This window comes from Gemmatimonas sp. (genome assembly GCF_041689975.1).
Classification (GTDB): domain Bacteria; phylum Gemmatimonadota; class Gemmatimonadetes; order Gemmatimonadales; family Gemmatimonadaceae; genus Gemmatimonas.
Genome location: NZ_JBDNFF010000043.1, coordinates 1 through 17,805, shown reverse-complemented (window position 1 = coordinate 17,805; position 17,805 = coordinate 1). Strand labels below are relative to the sequence as shown.

The window sequence follows — 17,805 nt, the reverse complement described above, 5'->3', positions numbered from 1 at the left end:
GGCACATCTCGATTGCCCTGGCGTCGGTTGTCTCAAGGTTGGCGAGACGGTAGGCGGCCCCGATTAGTGCCGGGTCAGTAGGTACTCGCGGTGTCATATTCAGCCTTTCGTGTGGATCTGGTAGTCGACTGGTCGTAATCGTGGAGCTGAAGGGTCAATTCACCTAGCGCTGACGACGTACCCAGCCGTGACCGTGCGTCTGGCTACAGTCTCCGTTCAGTCGGCATCAGTTGCGGAGAGGGTTTCGCGAAGCACGAACTTCTGGATCTTTCCGGTTGCGGTCTTGGGGAGCGGACCGAACACGACCCGCTTGGGTGCCTTGAACCGTGCGATCCGATCCTTGACATACAAGATCAGCTCCTCCTCCGAGCATTCGGCGTCAGGTAAAAGCGTGACGAACGCCACTGGCACCTCACCCCACCGCTCATCAGGCGAGGCGACAACCGCGCATTCAAGAACACTTGGATGAGACGCAAGCGCCTGCTCCACCTCGATGGAGGCGACGTTCTCACCGCCAGAGATGATGACGTCTTTGGCGCGATCTCGGAGTTCGATATAGCCGTCAGGATGCATCACACCCAGGTCGCCCGTCCGGAACCACCCAGCGATGGAGGCTGACGCTGTGGCCGCATCGTCGAGGTAGTAGCCCAACATGACGTTGTCGCCGCGGAGCACGACCTCACCGACCGTCGATCCGTCCCGCTCGACATCACTCCCGTCGGGTCGAACCATTCGGACGTTCTCGCTGACGAGATTGCCGACGCCCTGCCGGGCGCGGAGCTTGGATTGCGCCTCAGCCGACAGCCCGTTCCACTCGGTACGCCACTCACAGATCGCCGCTGGACCGTACGTCTCGGTCAGTCCGTAGAGGTGCACAACGTCAATGTTGAGTAGCGCCAGCCGGGCGAGGAGCGTCGGTGACGGAGGTGCCCCACCGGTAGCCACCGTTATTGCCGCCTCCACTGGACCGTCGGCGGCTGCACTGTGGTTCAGGAGGTCGGTCAGTACCGTTGGTGCCGCGTTGAAGTGCGTCACCCCACGGGTACGGATGGACGCCCAAATCTCCTCGGGATTCACTTTTCGAAGTCCGACGTGCAGCCCTCCGGCGGCGGTGACAGCCCAGGGGAAACACCACCCGTTGCAGTGGAACATCGGAAGCGTCCAAAGAAAAACCATCTCGGTGCTGAGCAGCAGTTGCGACTGCATCGCGATGCTCTGAAGGTAAGCGCCCCGATGAGCATACATGACGCCCTTGGGTCGGCCCGTGGTACCGCTTGTGTAGTTCAGCGATAACAGAGACCACTCGTCGTCGAGGTGGTGGCGGAACGGAGTTGCACGGGCGAGGTGTCGTTCATAGTCGCTGTCGGGTCCGCCCGCCACGACGATTGCGATACCCGACGTTCCTACCGAGTCCCGGGCCAGCTGGAGCAGGCCCCGATCAACGATCAGAACCTTCGATCCTGCGTGATCCAGGATGTACTCGAGTTCGCGGGCGCTGAGCCGGGTGTTCAGCATGTTCAGCACGGCTCCCGCACCCGGCACTCCGTAATGGGCTTCGAGTGCCACGTTGGTGTTCGGGGCCAAGACTGAAACCCGGTCTTTTGGCTGGACCCCGAGATCTCGAAGCGCACCTGCCAGGCGGTCGGAACGATCCCCCAGGTCCGAGTACGTGTAGGCGATGTATTCGTCGACGTAGGCCGGACGGTCGGCGTAGACCTCCCGTGAGCGATCGAGGAAATGGAGTGGCGTGAGCGGAACGGGACCGAACGGGAGCTCACCCATCGAGTACAGCTTTGCGAAGTTCGTTGCGGCGAAGCTTTCCGTTGACGGTCTTCGGCAGCTCGTCAACGAACTCGACACGGCGCGGGTACTTGTAAGGCGCGGTCACCTTCTTGACGTACTGCTGCAACGCCTCGGCGGTGGCCCCTGACGCCTCGGTGCCGGGCACCAACACCACGAATGCAACCACGACTTCACCACGTTTAGGGTCGGGCTGCCCTACGACAGCGCACTCAAGCACATCGGGATGCGAGATCAGAGCGTTCTCGACCTCCTGCGGCCCGATGCGATATCCCGAGGAGTTGATGATGTCATCACTCCGGCCAAGGTAGAAAACATCGCCTTCCGCGTCGATCTCGACGTTGTCGCTGGTCTGAAACCAACGCTCATCATCGATCTCGATGTAGCACGTGGCGGTGCGGTCCGGCTCGAGGTGGTATCCGAGCATCAGCTGCGGACTGGGCGCGGCGATCAAGAGTTGCCCCGACGCCGACCTGAACTGAACCGCATTCGCTGCGTCGAGAACTGCGATCCTGGTCCCCGGGAGTGCTCGTCCCATCGAACCGGGCTTCACGGGTCGTCCCGGGATGTTCGTGACTGTCATCAGCGTCTCGGTCTGGCCGTACCCGTCAAGCACGGCGACACCCGTTAGCTCTTTCCAGCGGACGACCACCTCGGGGTTAACGGACTCACCCGCCGACACTGTCGATCGCAACCGACTGAACCGAAAGGGACCGGGCTCTAAGATTAGCCGTCTCAGCTCGGTGGCAGCGGCACAGAACACGTCAACGCCGAGCGACTCGATCAACTGGAGCCGCCGAGCGGGTTCGAACGGGCCGTCGTACATGACTGTCGTTGCGCCGCGGCTGAAGGGGCCAAACAGGATGCTGGTGCCGGCCTTGGACCATCCTGTGTCAGCCGTGCACCAGATGACGTCGCCACGATTGAGCGACAGCCATTGCTCGGCTGCGACACGCCAGACGAACAGCGCAGCCGCCGCGTGCAGCACTCCTTTCGGACCACCAGTCGAACCCGAGGTGTAGTAGAGGATCGCAGGGTCGCTCGATCGGACTCGAGCAGCCGCGACGTCGACAGAGAACTCGTCAAGTGAGCGGTAGTCCAGCCATGCGTCCATAGGCCCGCCCACCGCTATTTTCACTTCGAGCGTTTCGAGTCCACCGAACTTGGACGCATTGGCCGCAGTGGTGACCACTGCTCGGGCACCCGAGTGCTCGACTCGATACGCCAGATCGCTGGCCGTGAGCATCGTATACACGGAATCGGCACACAACCCAATCGGGTGCATGCCACCATCGTGACGATCCACTCGCTTGACCGCGGCAGCATGACGATTATCCGATCCCCGGGGATGATCGATGCGTCCGACATCATCGCAGCGAGGCGTTTCGACTCCCTAGAGATGTCGGCGTAGGTCCGTCGGGTGACCGCACCGGTGGCGTCAGCGACGATCACGGCCTCGAGGGACGGATCATCGGCCCAGTGGTCGACGACATCAGTGGCGAAATTGAAGAACTCTGGAACATCCCAGTCCGTCCAATGCGTCACCATTTCATCCTCCAGAGGTGCTGACTCATCGCATCCTTTCCTTTCAACGGTATTTGACTTAACCGGCCGTCGCATCAGCTCGGAGCGATGTGCCTGCGACGAATCCGGCGTCCAGCCATGCCCAGAAGCAATCAGCCACCTCGACATCGGTGAACTGTCCATCCGGGCGGAACCATGTGTAGGCCCAGTTGCACATTCCAAACATCGCCAGCCCTGCTAGCTCTGCGCTCGGCACCTTGTACTGGCCGGCGTCAATCCCGGACTGGATGTACCCAACGATCAATCGGAAGTAGTCGGCGCGCTTAGGTTCGATCTTCTCGCGGTACTGCGGTGGCAGCTCGCGGTAGTGCTCAAAGAAGACGCGGACGTGGCTGCGGTGTGAGCCCATCAGTCGAATGAGGTCACGGGTTGTTTCATGTAACATTTCATCGTACGGAGAGTTATTTTCTTCGCGATCGCGCTGCTTACTGAAGAGCAGTTCGACGAACTCCTCATGGATTAGCGAGAGGATTTCCTCCTTGCTGCGTACGTAATGGTACAAAGATGGCTTCCTCAAGTTCACGGCACGAGCGATATCCTCCATGGTCGTCTGGTGATAACCATGCTCATCAAAAAGAAAGGCCGACATGGTCACAATATCGTTAATTCGGTCCTTGTTCATCCCAAACTCCAGCCGCCATCCATTGTCAGGGTTGATCCCGTCATGTAGGTACCGTCAAAGACCAGGAAGGCTATGCCCTTCGCTATCTCCTCTGCCGTTGCTGAACGCGCCATTGGGATCTCTCCCATCACGCGGTTCCGTCCACGCTCCGGCAGTCCGGCCGTCAAGTCCGTCGCAACATGTCCTGGAGCGATCACGTTGACCCGGATGCCATCACGGACGACCTCTTTGGCCAGTGACTTGGCGAAACTGATGATTCCCCCCTTCGCCGAGGAGTATGCGGTGTCCCCCGGGAACCCGATGATGCCGACCACCGACGACACCATCGTGATGCTGGGTACCTCAGATCGCCGGAGCATCCCGAGCAGCAGTTTGGTGATCCGGTAGGTGCCTCGAAGGTTGGTCTCGACTACCTCCCACCAAGTGTCATCGTCGATGGTGCCGACCCGACCGCCGGCCCAAACCCCGGCGTTGAGCACAACGGCGTCGATCTGTGGTCCATTGTCGACCGATTTCGAAAACGCCATCAACGATTCCGTATCACTGAGGTCGAGCTGCCGGATCTCGACCTTCACGCCAAACTCCTCGGCTTCCTTTGCCGTTTGTTCGGCCATCTCCCTGTCTGACCGATACGTCAGCACCACGTCCGCGCCGCGCCGCGCGCACTCGATCACTGAGGCCCTCCCGATACCTCGGGAGCCGCCGGTCACGAGGACTCGGCTCGGAAGTACGATGTTGGAACCATGCGATTCATTCACGGGTCGGCCACCCGCCGAGATGTAAACCGTTCGAGCCGATCCTGAGTGTCAGCGATCTCGTAGTTCCTCGCCCGCTCAGTTTCCAGGCCCTGCCCGAGGAACGAGTTGTCGGACGCGGCATATAGATCCTTGTAGGCAGATATTGCGTCGGAACTGTTGCCCGCAATTTCCTCGGCGAGAGCAAGAACGTGGCTACGTAGCTCAGCTACCGGAACACTTTCCGCCGCGATCCCGAAGGCCGCGGCGTCGCGTCCGGTGAACGTCCGCCCAGTGAATGACAGCAGACGCGCCCTGCCAGGCCCTGCGGCCCGCCCGAGGCGCTGGGTCATCCCCCAGGTCGGTCTGAGGCCCCATTTTGCATGAGTATCGCCGATGGAGGCCTCATTCGCTGCAATCATGACATCACAGGCCAACGCGAGTTCAAGTCCGCCTGTGAAGCACGCTCCATTTACCGCGCCGATGGTCGGGTGCGGCATTGTCGAGAGCACCGAGGTAACGCTTGCTGCGGCCTCGTCGAAGTCATCACCGACCCGGCCACCGCTCAGAGTTCGACGTTGGAGCTCCTGCAAATCGACTCCGGCGCAAAACGCCCGGCCCGCCCCGGTCAGGACCACTACCCTGACCGAGTTATCGCTAGCCAAGCCGTGGAGCACATGGGCGAGATCATCGAGCATCTGGACGGTCAACGCGTTTAACGCCGCCGGACGGTGCAACGTAACGATTACGCTGCTCTTGTTGCGTTCGACGTGGACCAGGTCAGACATGGCAGAAACCCATCATGACCCGCCTCCTGGCGTTGCGCCGTTGGGCGAAAATGTGGGATCGAACTTGCGTAACTCGGCTCGTGCGATGGTCATCTTGTGCACCTCGTCAGGTCCGTCGGCGAGACGCAGACCGCGGATCGATGCGTACATGTAGGCGAGCGGAAAATCCTGACTGACGCCGCCGCCACCGTGCACTTGGATGGCCCGATCGATGATCTTGAGCGCGACGTTCGGAGCGGCCACCTTGATTGCGGCAATCTCGGTCCGAGCGCCCTTGCTGCCAACGGTGTCCATTAGCCAAGCAGTCTTGAGCGTGAGTAAACGGACCATCTCAAGTTCGACTCGGCTCTCCGCGATCCAGTCCTGAATGTTTGATCGGGCGGCTAGAGGCCGCCCGAATGTTGTTCGAGCTAGCGCGCGCTCGCACATCAACTCGAGCGCTCGCTCGGCCGCTCCGATCATTCGCATGCAGTGATGGATTCGACCCGGCCCCAGCCTCGCCTGACTGATCATGAATCCGTCGCCTTCTCCCGCGATCAGGTTGCCAATAGGCACCCTCACCTGGTCGAAGTTCACCACACCGTGACCTTCGTTGTCGGTGTAGCCGAATACTCTGAGGTTTCGTTCGAACGTTAAACCTGGGGAATCGGCGGGCACCAGGATCTGGCTTTGCTGACGATGCGGCGCCGCATCGTCATCGGTCTTGCCCATGACGATCATTATCCGAAGGTTTTTGTGAAACGCGTTCGTGGTCCACCACTTGCGGCCGTTCAGGACGTAGTGATCACCGTCGCGTTCGATCCGCAGCGCCACGTTCGTGGCATCCGAGGAGGCCACATCAGGTTCGGTCATCCCGTAGGCGGAGCGGATCTCCCCTTCAAGTAGTGGGCGGAGCCACGTCTCCTGCTGCTCGATTGTCCCGAACATCGTCAACACCTCCATGTTGCCGGTGTCGGGAGCCGAACAGTTGAAGGCCTCGGGGCCAATGGGGCTGCGCCCCATGATCTCTGCCAGCGGGGCATAGTCGACGTTGCTGAAACCCTCCCCCCACCATCCCGAATGAGGCTGGAACAGATTCCACAGACCTCGCCGGCGGGCCTCGGCCTTCAGCGTTTCCATGATTGGAGCGTGGAAGAAGGGATCTCCCGAGGCCTCAACCTGTGCGGCGTGTGCGGACTCATTGGGGTAGATCCATTCGGCCATGAAGTCGAGCAGACGTTGTCGGAACTGGATGCACTTATCGGAGAACGTGAATTCCATGAATTGTCGTCTCTCTGCAGGAAGTAGGAGGGGTGGGTCGGTTGTCAGAGTTCGGTGCCCCAGTCGCCGGTGACAGCGAGCTTTTTGGCCTCGGGGAGCACCTCGCGGCCGAACCACTCAACCTGTTCCTCAAACTCGGCATAGCTGCGCGACGGGCAGATGGGCGCCATGATGAGCATGGCGTATCCATGGTCGGCGTACTTGGCCAGATCCTCGAGGATCTGGTCGGGGGCCCCCCCGAAATTCCACCGAGGTGAACGCTTTGACTCCTCGTCGTCTGCCGATGTCACCCGGAACGACGTCAGTCCGGTCATGACCACCTCGGAATGAGGACGACCGATCCGGTCCATCTCACCTCGGATCTCGTCACGCATGTCGTCGAGATCAGTGGGCTGGCAGGTGGCGCGCGTGAGCAACGGCATGAAGCCGTCGGCCCGACGTCCGATCATGCGAGCGGTGCTCTTGGCGGTGGCGCCAACGACAATCGGCGGGCGCGGCCTGCTGGCCGGCAACGGGAAGATCCCCATGTCCTCGAAGTCGAAGAACTCGCCGTGAAAAGTGACGACGCCGTCGCGCCACGCCAGGTCGTAGATCTGGAGACACTCCTCTAGGACTCGACCACGGACACCGTGATACGTGTGTCCCAAAGCCTCAAACTCCTCCTTCATCCAGCCTGCACCAACGCCGAAGATGAGCCGACCGTCGGAGAGGTAGTCGATCGTGCCGTACTGACGAGCATCGTGGAGTGGATGACGGTACGGGGCGATGAGCACGCTCGATCCCATCTTGATGCGGCTGGTGTTGGAAGCGATCGCCCCCATCACGACCGCTCCGTCGAGGATGTTCGGCTTCCGGGGGTAGTGACGCCGGAGTGGCCCGCCGATGGGTGACACCGACCCCGGCGACTCCTCGGGCACCGAAACGTGGTCGCCCATCCACACGGAGTGGAACCCGAGTCGCTCGGCCAACTGGGCCGATTGCACGGGCTTCATTTCCGAGGCATCCATCTCCTGATGCCACCAATCGGTCTCGTCACGATTGGTGACCCCGTGGGTATTGAGGAAGAGTCCGAGTTCCATTGCTTTGCTCCTTGTTGTCGGTCAGTCGTTCGACCGGTGGGCCTTGACGGGATCCACCGGATCGAAGTCGGCGAAGGCGGCAGTGGCCGCCTCCAGAAGGGTGAGGTCTGTTTGAGTGAGGGTGATCCGACCAGCCGAGAGCCACTGCTCGGCGTGCTGACCGGTGCGAGCTCCGACGATCACGCCGCTGACGCCGGGCTGGGCCATAACCCACCCGATTGCCGCGACGCCGGGGAACACGCCGTACCTCGCAGCGACCTCGACCAGAGCGGGTTGGGCGTCGAGCAGAGCGGAGAGCAATGGCTCGTGGACCTCAGGAGATTCGCGGCGCCAGTCCTGGAGCATGAGCGCCGCTCGTTCACGCGTGAGATAGCCGGTCAAGAGCCCCGACTGAAGCGGGCTGTAGGTGATCACTGCTCGCTTGCGCTCAGCGCACCACGGGATGATGTCGCGCAAAGACGAACGTCGGATCAAAGACAGGGGCGGCGAGACGACCGACACCGTGGCTATGCGCTCGCATTCGTCCATCTGTTCGACAGAGAAGTTCGAGAGTCCAGCGAAGCGCACCAACCCCTCGCTCACGAGGCTCTGCATCGCCTCCCATGAATCGGACAGCGCCGTACCGGCCATATCGGGCCAATGGAACAGGTAGACGTCGATATGGTCGACCCCCAACCGGTCCAAGGATGCCAAGCACTCGTCGCGGATCGAGTCTGGCCGCAGACTGCGCTCGGGCATCGCTGTGGAGTCGTCGGACACAGCCACCAAACCGCACTTCGTAATGATCAGCGGTCGGTCCCTGGGGGGGATCGATGAAATCGCCCGCCCAATGATGAGTTCGGAATGACCGAACCCATAGACGGCAGCGGTGTCGATCCAGTTCACTCCGTGGGAAACCGCTGTGCAGATGGCCTCGACAGTGTCAGCATCAGACTGCATGCCAAGGCCGAACACGTATTTGTCCCCGCCGGCCGCCCATGACCCGAACCCGAGCACGGACACGTCGAGACCGGTCGAACCGAGCGGTCGGTACTCAATGTCGGGCGCGGCGCTCATGGGGTGGACCCCCTCAAGCGCATCCGCTCGCCACCATCGTCGAAGACGTCAAGCGCTATCGACGCGGTCACCGAAATGTTTGGTTCATTCACCACCTGCGGCACCCGCAGGTCGGCGGCCACACTGCACAGCGCATAGGCAGCTGGGAACGAGTATCCGTACGCCTCGACGATCCGGAGCGAAAGTTGCCGGACGGCCGATGCGGCGGCACCGCGCAGGCGATCAGGGTCGTCGCTCGGCGGATAGCCGAGGGTGGTGAGCACCGCGCTCGGCATCACGACCGGTCGAGGAGTGTGCTCAAAGAACGGGAGCGTCGCGACCGGATCGGCTGCCGACGAATGGAGCCGCACCCTGAGTCGGGCCACCGATCTCATCTCGATCGCCGTCCCACACACTTCACCGTCCCCCTGCGCGAAATGCGCATCACCCAACGACAGCAGTGCGCCCGGCTCCAGCACTGGGAGATATGCTCTGGCGCCCGCGCCCAGCTGCTTCAGATCTATGTTGCCTCCGTGTCGTCGCGGTGGACCCGTGCGCAGACCCTCCGAGCAAACTCTTGCGGTCGACGGGATGGCCGAACGGGGTTCAGTGGGCGAATGAGCAGCGTCTGCCTCCTGGAGGAGCACCTCAGTGATCATCGATTCCGAGGGTGCCACGCCCATGATTCCGAGGAACGGATCACCGGCGATCCTGACTCCCTGGAGTTGCGCGGATCGCGCCCAGCCGTCGGCCAAGTCCCAGTGCACCAGGAACGGTTCGTCGAGTTCCCCGTCGAGCAATCCGAGACCAGGCCGCTGCGAAGTGAACCCGTAGTCGGGTGCGATCACCTCGATGACTTCAATCTCGAGCAGGTCACCCGGCTGAGCGCCTTCGATCCAGATCGGACCTACCAACGGATGGATGCGACCGGTGTCGATCGACAAGATGTCGTCCGACGACGAGGACCGACCGAGCTGGCCATCGAGCGCGTCGCGCGTCGCCACTACCAGCACATCGCCCGATGCGCAGCGCACGACGGGTTCGATGTCCCAGTGCCAGCGGTTGTGACCTGTCGTCGGTGCGTCCCCGAGGGGGAGATCGGTATCGGCGTCGAGCGTCACGACAGCCATCGATCCATCCCCCTTCGTTCCAACTTCACGAGATCGACCAGCCGAGGGTCACGGGGTGCCCGACGTGTCGAGTTCACCTTGGAACCAGCCGTGACGTTGCTCGATACTCGACGCAAGCTGCAGCAGCAGTCCATCGTCGAACCGTTTGGCTGTGGCCATGATTCCGACTGGGATCCCATCGACTCCCGCCATCGGCAACGAGATCGCTGGGTGGCCCGTCAGGTCGGTCGGCGACGTGTTGGCGAGGACGCCCCAACCACGGAGCACGAACTCGATCATCGACAACCCTGCATCAGTCTCATGAGGAAGCCCAGGCGTGGTCGGCATCAGGAACGCGTCGCATCCTGAGAGTGCGTCGTCATAACTGGCTGTCAGGCCCGGCCGGAGGTTCTGTGCCTGGGAGTAGATCGCACCGCCGTACTGACGTTGGAGGTACAAGCCCAGGATCAGCATGATCTTCGACTGGGGCGATAGCTGATCGGCGCGGGTCGCGAGGCCCTGATGGAGCGCCGCAGCGAATTCGGGCCAGTATCGACCCTTCCAGCCATAGCCGCTACCACCGCTCGAGGCAGTCGCTGCCATCCCCTCAAGGAATGTCGCGAATCCAATCGCCCCTGCCTGGAGATGCCCGGGAGCACTCACGTCGACGATCCGGGCGCCCATCGACGCGAGCTTCGCCACTGACTCACGAAACGCTTGTTCGACCGTCGGATCGACGCCGAGTGCCGGGTCGAGGCCCTCGACGAGCACACCGAGCGTCATGCCGTCAAGCGAGTCCGAGGCACCATCGACCCGGGCCAGATAGTTCTCCGTGGGCACCTCATACTGACGCGGATCCGATGGATCCTTCCCACCGATGACGTCGAGCAAGACCGCCACATCGCGTGCCGTACGACCCATCGGGCCAACGTGATCAATGCTTGGGTCGAGGCCAATGATTCCGGTATATGGCACGAGCGAGTGTGTGGGCTTCAGCCCCAGAACACCGCACCAAGACGCAGGAACCCGAATCGAGCCACCCTGATCCCCGCCGAGCGCCATATCGATCCAACCGTAATGCAGCGATGCTGCCGAACCGCCCGACGAACCTCCGGTGGTGCGAGTCACATCGAACGGGTTCAGTATCGGTCCATAGAAGCTCGTGTCGCCACCACCCGACAGCGCCAGGCAGTCGGTGTTCGTGATCGCCACGATCTCGGCACCGGCCTCGAGCATCCGTCGGACGACAAGGCTGTCCTCCTTCGGAACGAAACCCTCTAGCACCGGCGAGCCTGCGGTCAAAGGGATCCCTGCCACCGCGATAGTGTCCTTCAGGGCGATGCGCTTCCCAGCGAGTAGGCCGTCCCCGCCGGCGGTCACCTCGCATCGCCGCACGATGGCGTTGTATGGATCGGCCTCTGGAACCGGACGTCCGAGGTTGCGGCGGGTGCACTCGAGCGGATCTGGAGGCTCGTCGGGCCCATATCCAAGTTCGTCCAGCGTCAACAACAACTCATGAGCGAGCGCGGCGAAGGCAACGGCATCATCGTCGTCGAGCTTGATTCCGAACACACCACCGAGGATTCGAACCTCATCGGGTCTTATGCGGCGCAGCATGGGATTCCTTTCGATGTTTGTATTTTTGTGGTCATTCGCGGTATTGCTGCTTGACCCAGCCCTGCTCCCACGCCGACACATTGTGGAACTGGGCACGGACGCGCTCGAAGCGCCAGCCGTCAGCAGTCTTGACGAAATCGTCGTGGTAGGCGCACGAAATGATCACCGCTTCCGGATCTGAACTCATCGACGACTCGACGGCGGCCATCGTGGCGAATTCGATCAGGATCCATCGGCCCGATGCCTTGGTACGGTCTTCGTTGAGGTTGATGATTGGGTTGACCATGTAGTGCAGCGCCCAATGGATTTGCGAAGGCAACTCACGGATAAACTTCGCGATCTCATCGATGCCGTGGTATTCCCCGAAGGCATTGCTCTCCCATGCGGAGTTCTCGACAAATAGCTTGCGGAAGCCCTCGGCGTCGTAGTTGTCGTCGCAATAAAAGGCGTAGGCGCTCTTCAAGTTTCGAATGGATTCGAGATCCTCGAGGCGGCCGAGACGCTCTTCGACGGAGAGACCTGGCTGCGCACCAAGGAAGAGTGAGTTGCTGATCATGTCAGTTCCTTTGCATTTAGTTGTGTGATTTCGTTTTCTGGATGCATTGCAGGAGGTATTGGGGTCAGGGATGGGGGAGGGCGGTCCCTCCCCCATCCCCGACACTTGTTCAGCTGCGTGTCATCTCAGAGACTCGGTAGTACTGGGTCGTGTACCAGCCCCACCCCTCGAGATCGGTGCTGATACCAATCAGGTAGTACGGCTCGGTGATCCATGCGTTTGGTGCATCGGCATGGACGATCCTCTGAACCTCCTCATGGAAGGCCAAGCGCTCATCGAGGTCAACGATTCCGCGGCCTTCTTTGAGCAACTCGTCGACCGTGGCGTTCGAGTAGTTCTGGTAGTTCACCGCCTGTTCTGTCTCGTACAGAAGGGTCAGGCCGTAGTTGGGGTCTGGCTCAATCGGGAAGTCCAGCCAGAGGGCGAAGTCGGCTTCCCTTGACTGGACAAAATCCGAGTGCGGACCAGGCGGCTGGCTCTTTAGCGTCACGTTGATGCCCAATTCAGCCAGCGACGTCTGCATCAAGATCGAGAGATTCTCCTGCACCGGGTCGCCGGAGTTGAACGCCAGCTCCACGTCGAACCCATCGGGGTATGCGCTGTCAGCGAGGTAACCCTTGGCCTTGTCGATGTCGTAGGTGTACTCGTCGTGGTCGACGAAGCCTGGATAGACACTCGGGATGACACCCTGCCAGTTGTTTGCCATGCTTTGGTACGAGAACTCGACGATGTCGTCGCGTGGGATTGCCGTGTTCACCGCACGACGTACGTTCACGTCGTCGAAGGGAGCCTTGGCGTTGTTCATCACGGCGTAGATCGACAGATTGCTTCGCACGGCGCCACCCACCGCAGTCTCAGAGCCCTCGAGTGAGGCGATCTCCTCGGGCGATAGGCCCTCGGCCATGTCCACGTCACCGCTCTGAAGCAACGCCAGACGGTTGGACGACTCTGGCACGACTTGGAAGATGATGTTCTTGATCGACGGCTCACCGCGCCAGTAATTCGGATTCGCCTCGAGCACCACCTCCGAGCCAGCGTTCCAGCTGGTCACCTTGTACGGACCGAAAGACCCACCGTTGAACCCAACCCATTCGGTGGCCCAGGGGTCGTCGTCCGTGGCGTGCTTCTGCACCTCGGTCGAGTCGAGCCAGTACCAGTACATGTTGGCGTTCACGCTGCAGATGATCGGCATTGGCGTATCCCCCGTGATTCGCACGGTGTAGTCGTCGACCTTCTCCCATTTCGAGAGGTCGGCCGCATTCGCAGCAGTGTGAATGAACGCACCGATCGCGCCGAGGGCGAGTGCTCGTTCAGCCTTGTAGAGCACGTCATCGGCGGTGAACTCATTCCCATAGGGCGAGATGACACCCTGTCGCAGGGTGTAAGTCGCCTCCAGGCCGTCGTCCGACAGCTGGCAGTCCTCAATCAGGTTGCCTTCGTACTCGGGACCGCCAGCTGCTTCGCCGAAGGCCGGATAAGTGAAGCCGGGAATTGCTGTCGGATCGGCGATAGTCGCGTCAAACGGATAGTCAGCCCGCACCCATTCAGCGCCGAGTTCCCAGATTTGACCGCCGATCGTCCACGTTTGAGGTCCAGCCTGGAGGTCGACGTCAATGCCCTGTGGCGTTCCAGGGATGGCAATGACAACGGTGTCGCTGCCGCCGGAGTCGTCACCCGCCTCAGCTCCGGTATCACCACCACCGGCGGCGTCGGTGCCAGTTACACCGTCGGTGCCAGTCACACCGTCGTCGGATGATGTGTCGTCGCCACTGCCGCACGCTGCGATCAGCAGCGTTGAGGTGATGAGTCCGGCGGTAAGCCGTAACCCGAATCTACGATATGTCATTAGATTTCCTTTCAGAGTGAAATTTGTTTCGCTACTTGGTGGATTGGCGCGCGGTCTCAAGCTCCCCCTAGAACCCCCAGACCCGCGGACCGGTTCGCCCGGCCAGCAGCGAGTTCAGTGTTGGATTTCGATGCAAGATCGGACGAATGGATGCAGGCGGTTCGATGGTTCTCGCCGACATCCACATAGCCCGGGAAATGTTCAAGGCACTCTTCGGTTCGGAGCGGACAACGGCTATAAAACGGGCATTCATCTTTCGGGTTCACCGCGCTCGGGATCTCTCCTTCGACGACGAACGGATCCAATGGAGCGCGGGGATCGACCGGGAGCACTGCGCTCAGAAGCGCACGGCTATACGGATGCGACTGTTGGGCGAACAACTCCTCGGTTGGGGCGATCTCCACGAGCCGACCGAGATACATGATTGCGACTCGGTGGCTGATTCGCCGGACCGCTGTCAGGTCGTGCGAGATGAACAGGAACGAGGTCCCCAACTCCGCCTGGATCCCTTGGAGGACATCGAGGAGTGCAGCGCGGACCGTCGAGTCCAGCGCCGAGGTCGGCTCGTCGAGGACGACAAGCTTGGGTCGGGTCACTAAGGCGCGACCAACCCCGATCCGTTGGGCCTCGCTGCTCGTAAGTTGTGCCGGGTAGAGACCCAGGCTCGTCGAGTCCAGCCCGACCAACTTGAGTGTTTCAAGCACCCGCTCCCGGCGCTCGCGCTTCGACAACTCGCCCTCAAGCACTAAGGGCTCCTCAAGGGTGGCCGACACGGTGCGTCGAGGATTCAGCGAGGCGAGCGGCTCCTGGAAGACCAACTGCATCTTCGAACGCATCCTGCGGAGTGCCTCATCGCCCTGGGTGGTGATGTCAACGCCGTCGAAGATGATCGAACCGGAGGTGGGTTCGATGATCCGAAGGATGCACCGCCCAGTCGTGGTCTTTCCCGAGCCGCTCTCGCCGACCAGCCCGAGGGTTTCTCCCGCACCCAGCTCGAACGAGATCCCGTTTACCGCCCCGACAAAGGCGTCCTTCGAGATCGGAAAGCGCTTGGTGAGGTCGGTGACCCGCAGCAGCTCAGACATTGTGTACTCCCCTCGCGACGTCGGCTTGGACAGCTGCGAGGAGTTCCCGCGTGTGGGCGTGACTCGGGTCGTCGAAGATCTCGAGCGTCCTTCCGAACTCGACGAGCCTGCCCTGGTGCATCACTCCCATCCATGTGCAGTAGTGCGCCACGATCGCCAGATCCCTCGTAACGATGAGCTGTGCTGCACCTTGAACATCGGACAACTCCGCAAGCAGGTCGAGCACCTGACGTTGGACCGTCACGTCAAGGCCGGAGGTCGGCTCGTCTGCGATTAGTAGCTTCGGTGAGTGGAGCAGGGCGAGGGCGATGCACACGCGCTGTGCCATGCCCCCGCTCAACTCGTGTGGATACTGCCGGAGCCGTCGCTCTGGATCGGAGATCCCGACCTGTTCGAGCGCCGCACGACACCGTGACTGCACGGCCTCTTTGTTTAAGCCTTTCTCGTGGAGGCGCAACGTCGTCGCCATGATGCTGCCGATCCGGACCAGCGGATTGAGCTGGGCCTTCGGATTCGGCAGAATCGCGGCCATGGTTTTGCCTCGGAGGGTTCGCAGATCTTTCGGTGCCATGTCGCTCAAGGACGATCCCATCACCGAGATGTCACCGGACACCACCTGTGCGTTCTCCGGGAGGATCTGCAGGATTGATCGGACGAGGACCGACTTGCCGGATCCGGTCTCTCCGACGATTCCGACCCGGTCTCCTGGGTTGATCACCAGCGAGACCCTGTCCAATGCCAAGGAGTCGGGTTCCGCGCTGTCGAACTGGACTGTCAGGTTGGCGACCCTCAAGAGCGTCATGTCCGAGATCTTCGGATGCTCTCGCACTTGTCGGTCTGGATGGTGGTGGTCTTCACGCAACTCGAGTGCGTGATTCGGAACCGAGAGTGCAGCGACTGGAGCGTTGGGGGTGTTTGTGACTGCGGTGACACCACCTGTCGCCGGTGAGGACTGCGGATCGAGCGAAGCCATACCGCCACCAGTGACCCTCCCCGCCGCGAAGCCACCGGTGATCAGTCGACCTATCGTCTCGCCGAAGATGGCAAAGGTGAACACGGTGATGGCGAGGAAGATCCCTGGGAACACCGCAGGCCACCACTGCCCGGTGACAAGGAACCGCGAACCGCCTGCGATCATCGCCCCCAACTCGGGGGTCGGAGGACTTACGCCGGCACCGACGAAACTCAGTCCAGCCGTCAACAAAATCGCGAATCCGATCGTGACCGAGATCTGGACGATGACTGCGGGCACCGCATTCGGCAGAAGGTGTCGATAGCCGATCCGGAAGTTGGAGTTTCCTATCGCCTGGGCCGCCTCTGCGTACGGACGACTTTGGAGGGTTAGGACCTCCGACCGCACCAACCGGATGAACACCGGGAGGTTCACGAAGGCGATGGCCGCCACAATGTTGACGGAACTCGTTCCTCGTGTGGCCACGAGCACCATGGCGAAGATGAACACTGGGAAGGCTTGGATGACGTCGAGGATGCGCAATGCCGCTTCGGCGAGGCCCCGGGACCCCCGACCGTTCGAACGTGTGCCTTCGAGTTGCGCGATCAGTACCCCGATGAGCGAGCCGAGGATAACGGAGATCGATGTGGCGATGACGGCGATGGCCACATCGACGCGGAATGAGGCGAGCACTCGTGAGAAGATGTCCATGCCGTTGGCATCGGTGCCGAAATAGTGCTCCCAACTCGGGTGCAACAGTCTCCATCTCGGATTGGCCTTTTCGGTGGGCTTTGGCGCGATCCAAGGTCCGATGACAGTGAGCGTCAGGATCACAAACATTGAGACCGTGATTATTCGCTCGAAACCCGACAGCAGACCCCATAGGCGCAGCAGTAACGGCGTTCGATTGCTGATCTCTATCGCACCATCCTCACCACTGGGGATCTGATCCGCATCAAGCATTTGCCACCTCCAGCACCGATTTGCCTGCCGCTACCCGCGGGTCTGATATGAAGTAAACGAGGTCGACTGCCAGGTAGACGAGCATGGTGAACACCGCCGCTACCAGCACGAAAGCCTGGATTGGCGCATAGTCAGAGGAAGTAACCGACTGAACCGCGTATTGGCCGACTCCGTTAAGGTTGAACACGGTCTCGATCAGCACGGCCCCGCCGAGCAGATATCCCGAGATCACTCCCGAGATCACGATCACCGAGGGCGCAGCGTTACGGAACGCTCCTAGCAGGATCCGCCAGCGCGGTAGACCGAGCGCCTCGGCGTAATAGCTGTAGTCGGACCGCAGAGCCTCGGCCATCTTCGATTGCGTCATCTTGAAGATGGGCGCGCCGTACACGAAGGCCAACGTGATGACAGGAAGGATTAGATAGGTGAACGCAGACCAGGCCGTACTCACGTCGCCAGCGAGCAGACCGTCAACCGTATAGAAGCCAGTCACCCTCGGCGGCGGGGACTCACCTATGGCTACGCGCCCAGCCGGTCCCGGTGCCCAGCCAAGTCGAGTGAAGAACACATATATCAGGAGTAAGCCGAGCCAGAAGTCCGGCAAGGCACCGGCGACCATCCCGTATCCGTAGGCCAACTTCTTTAGTGCCCGCACTACGAGGCCGCCACCACGTATCGAGGTGGCTATAGCGAAGGGGATGAAGACAATCACGACGACTAGTGTGCTGTCAGGTTGTTTCGCTAAGAAATCTGTGATTTCGGGAATTTTCGTGTT

At 61.2% G+C, this 17,805-nt stretch carries 16 protein-coding genes and 1 pseudogene; 1 reads left to right on the top strand and 16 read right to left on the bottom strand.

Annotated features, from left to right (window positions below; all coding sequences use genetic code 11):
• Positions 1-216: 216 nt before the first annotated feature.
• From ACESNG_RS03300 to ACESNG_RS03250, 11 genes and pseudogenes are all read right to left on the bottom strand, one after another.
• A complete protein-coding gene (locus tag ACESNG_RS03300) occupies positions 217-1,782 on the bottom strand; it encodes an AMP-binding protein (protein WP_373067808.1) in 1,566 nt (521 codons plus the stop codon).
• Entirely contained in the window at positions 1,775-2,227 is a 453-nt protein-coding gene (locus tag ACESNG_RS03295) for an AMP-binding enzyme (protein WP_373067810.1), read from the bottom strand. The genes ACESNG_RS03300 and ACESNG_RS03295 overlap by 8 nt, the downstream gene beginning before the upstream one ends.
• A gap of 45 nt (positions 2,228-2,272) precedes the next feature.
• Positions 2,273-3,348, bottom strand: a pseudogene (locus ACESNG_RS03290) (acyl-CoA synthetase); the annotation flags it as partial.
• A 55-nt stretch (positions 3,349-3,403) separates the two neighbouring features.
• Positions 3,404-4,006, bottom strand: coding sequence for a TetR/AcrR family transcriptional regulator (locus ACESNG_RS03285; RefSeq protein WP_373067806.1), 603 nt, complete (start codon positions 4,004-4,006; stop codon positions 3,404-3,406).
• Positions 4,003-4,716, bottom strand: coding sequence for an SDR family NAD(P)-dependent oxidoreductase (locus ACESNG_RS03280; RefSeq protein WP_373067803.1), 714 nt, complete (start codon positions 4,714-4,716; stop codon positions 4,003-4,005). Before ACESNG_RS03280 ends, ACESNG_RS03285 begins: the two co-directional genes overlap by 4 nt.
• A gap of 44 nt (positions 4,717-4,760) precedes the next feature.
• Positions 4,761-5,528: an enoyl-CoA hydratase/isomerase family protein gene (locus tag ACESNG_RS03275; protein WP_373067801.1), complete on the bottom strand. Its 768-nt coding sequence runs from the start codon at positions 5,526-5,528 to the stop codon at positions 4,761-4,763.
• A gap of 12 nt (positions 5,529-5,540) precedes the next feature.
• Positions 5,541-6,788, bottom strand: coding sequence for an acyl-CoA dehydrogenase family protein (locus tag ACESNG_RS03270; RefSeq protein WP_373067798.1), 1,248 nt, complete (start codon positions 6,786-6,788; stop codon positions 5,541-5,543).
• A gap of 44 nt (positions 6,789-6,832) precedes the next feature.
• The gene (locus tag ACESNG_RS03265; protein ID WP_373067796.1) at positions 6,833-7,867 is read right to left on the bottom strand and encodes a TIGR03619 family F420-dependent LLM class oxidoreductase; all 1,035 of its coding nucleotides are present in this window, start codon (positions 7,865-7,867) and stop codon (positions 6,833-6,835) included.
• 21 nt (positions 7,868-7,888) lie between these two features.
• Complete coding sequence (locus ACESNG_RS03260) at positions 7,889-8,923, bottom strand: aldo/keto reductase (protein ID WP_373067793.1); 1,035 nt, start codon at positions 8,921-8,923, stop codon at positions 7,889-7,891.
• Positions 8,920-10,032: an acetamidase/formamidase family protein gene (locus ACESNG_RS03255; protein ID WP_373067791.1), complete on the bottom strand. Its 1,113-nt coding sequence runs from the start codon at positions 10,030-10,032 to the stop codon at positions 8,920-8,922. The genes ACESNG_RS03260 and ACESNG_RS03255 overlap by 4 nt, the downstream gene beginning before the upstream one ends.
• Before the next feature lie 48 nt (positions 10,033-10,080).
• The gene (locus tag ACESNG_RS03250; protein WP_373067789.1) at positions 10,081-11,517 is read right to left on the bottom strand and encodes an amidase family protein; all 1,437 of its coding nucleotides are present in this window, start codon (positions 11,515-11,517) and stop codon (positions 10,081-10,083) included.
• Between the two features lie 9 nt (positions 11,518-11,526).
• Between ACESNG_RS03250 and ACESNG_RS03245 the strand changes: the two genes are divergently transcribed.
• The gene (locus ACESNG_RS03245) at positions 11,527-11,682 is read left to right on the top strand and encodes a hypothetical protein (protein ID WP_373067786.1); all 156 of its coding nucleotides are present in this window, start codon (positions 11,527-11,529) and stop codon (positions 11,680-11,682) included.
• Here the strand turns inward: ACESNG_RS03245 and ACESNG_RS03240 are convergent.
• The 5 genes from ACESNG_RS03240 to ACESNG_RS03220 form a co-directional block, all read right to left on the bottom strand.
• Complete coding sequence (locus ACESNG_RS03240; protein ID WP_373067784.1) at positions 11,660-12,184, bottom strand: nuclear transport factor 2 family protein; 525 nt, start codon at positions 12,182-12,184, stop codon at positions 11,660-11,662. The genes ACESNG_RS03245 and ACESNG_RS03240 overlap by 23 nt on opposite strands.
• A gap of 109 nt (positions 12,185-12,293) precedes the next feature.
• Positions 12,294-14,030, bottom strand: coding sequence for an ABC transporter substrate-binding protein (locus tag ACESNG_RS03235; protein WP_373067781.1), 1,737 nt, complete (start codon positions 14,028-14,030; stop codon positions 12,294-12,296).
• Positions 14,031-14,086: 56 nt separating this feature from the next.
• Positions 14,087-15,115 carry an oligopeptide/dipeptide ABC transporter ATP-binding protein gene (locus ACESNG_RS03230; protein ID WP_373067779.1) on the bottom strand — a complete coding sequence of 343 codons (1,029 nt, stop codon included), beginning with the start codon at positions 15,113-15,115 and terminating at the stop codon, positions 14,087-14,089.
• Entirely contained in the window at positions 15,108-17,030 is a 1,923-nt protein-coding gene (locus ACESNG_RS03225; protein ID WP_373067777.1) for a dipeptide/oligopeptide/nickel ABC transporter permease/ATP-binding protein, read from the bottom strand. The genes ACESNG_RS03230 and ACESNG_RS03225 overlap by 8 nt, the downstream gene beginning before the upstream one ends.
• On the bottom strand, positions 17,023-17,805 hold a 783-nt coding region (locus ACESNG_RS03220), incomplete at its 5' end, for an ABC transporter permease (RefSeq protein WP_373067775.1). The genes ACESNG_RS03220 and ACESNG_RS03225, both read right to left, overlap by 8 nt.

What these genes read in the sequence shown, in the direction of transcription:
- ACESNG_RS03300 (WP_373067808.1), bottom strand. Translation starts at nt 1,782, where the DNA reads ATGGGTGAGCTCCCGTTCGGTCCCGTTCCGCTCACGCCACTCCATTTC.
- ACESNG_RS03295 (WP_373067810.1), bottom strand. Translation starts at nt 2,227, where the DNA reads ATGCTCGGATACCACCTCGAGCCGGACCGCACCGCCACGTGCTACATC.
- ACESNG_RS03285 (WP_373067806.1), bottom strand. Translation starts at nt 4,006, where the DNA reads ATGAACAAGGACCGAATTAACGATATTGTGACCATGTCGGCCTTTCTT.
- ACESNG_RS03275 (WP_373067801.1), bottom strand. Translation starts at nt 5,528, where the DNA reads ATGTCTGACCTGGTCCACGTCGAACGCAACAAGAGCAGCGTAATCGTT.
- ACESNG_RS03270 (WP_373067798.1), bottom strand. Translation starts at nt 6,788, where the DNA reads ATGGAATTCACGTTCTCCGATAAGTGCATCCAGTTCCGACAACGTCTG.
- ACESNG_RS03265 (WP_373067796.1), bottom strand. Translation starts at nt 7,867, where the DNA reads ATGGAACTCGGACTCTTCCTCAATACCCACGGGGTCACCAATCGTGAC.
- ACESNG_RS03260 (WP_373067793.1), bottom strand. Translation starts at nt 8,923, where the DNA reads ATGAGCGCCGCGCCCGACATTGAGTACCGACCGCTCGGTTCGACCGGT.
- ACESNG_RS03255 (WP_373067791.1), bottom strand. Translation starts at nt 10,032, where the DNA reads ATGGCTGTCGTGACGCTCGACGCCGATACCGATCTCCCCCTCGGGGAC.
- ACESNG_RS03245 (WP_373067786.1), top strand. Translation starts at nt 11,527, where the DNA reads ATGAGCGAGCGCGGCGAAGGCAACGGCATCATCGTCGTCGAGCTTGAT.
- ACESNG_RS03240 (WP_373067784.1), bottom strand. Translation starts at nt 12,184, where the DNA reads ATGATCAGCAACTCACTCTTCCTTGGTGCGCAGCCAGGTCTCTCCGTC.
- ACESNG_RS03235 (WP_373067781.1), bottom strand. Translation starts at nt 14,030, where the DNA reads ATGACATATCGTAGATTCGGGTTACGGCTTACCGCCGGACTCATCACC.
- ACESNG_RS03230 (WP_373067779.1), bottom strand. Translation starts at nt 15,115, where the DNA reads ATGTCTGAGCTGCTGCGGGTCACCGACCTCACCAAGCGCTTTCCGATC.
- ACESNG_RS03225 (WP_373067777.1), bottom strand. Translation starts at nt 17,030, where the DNA reads ATGCTTGATGCGGATCAGATCCCCAGTGGTGAGGATGGTGCGATAGAG.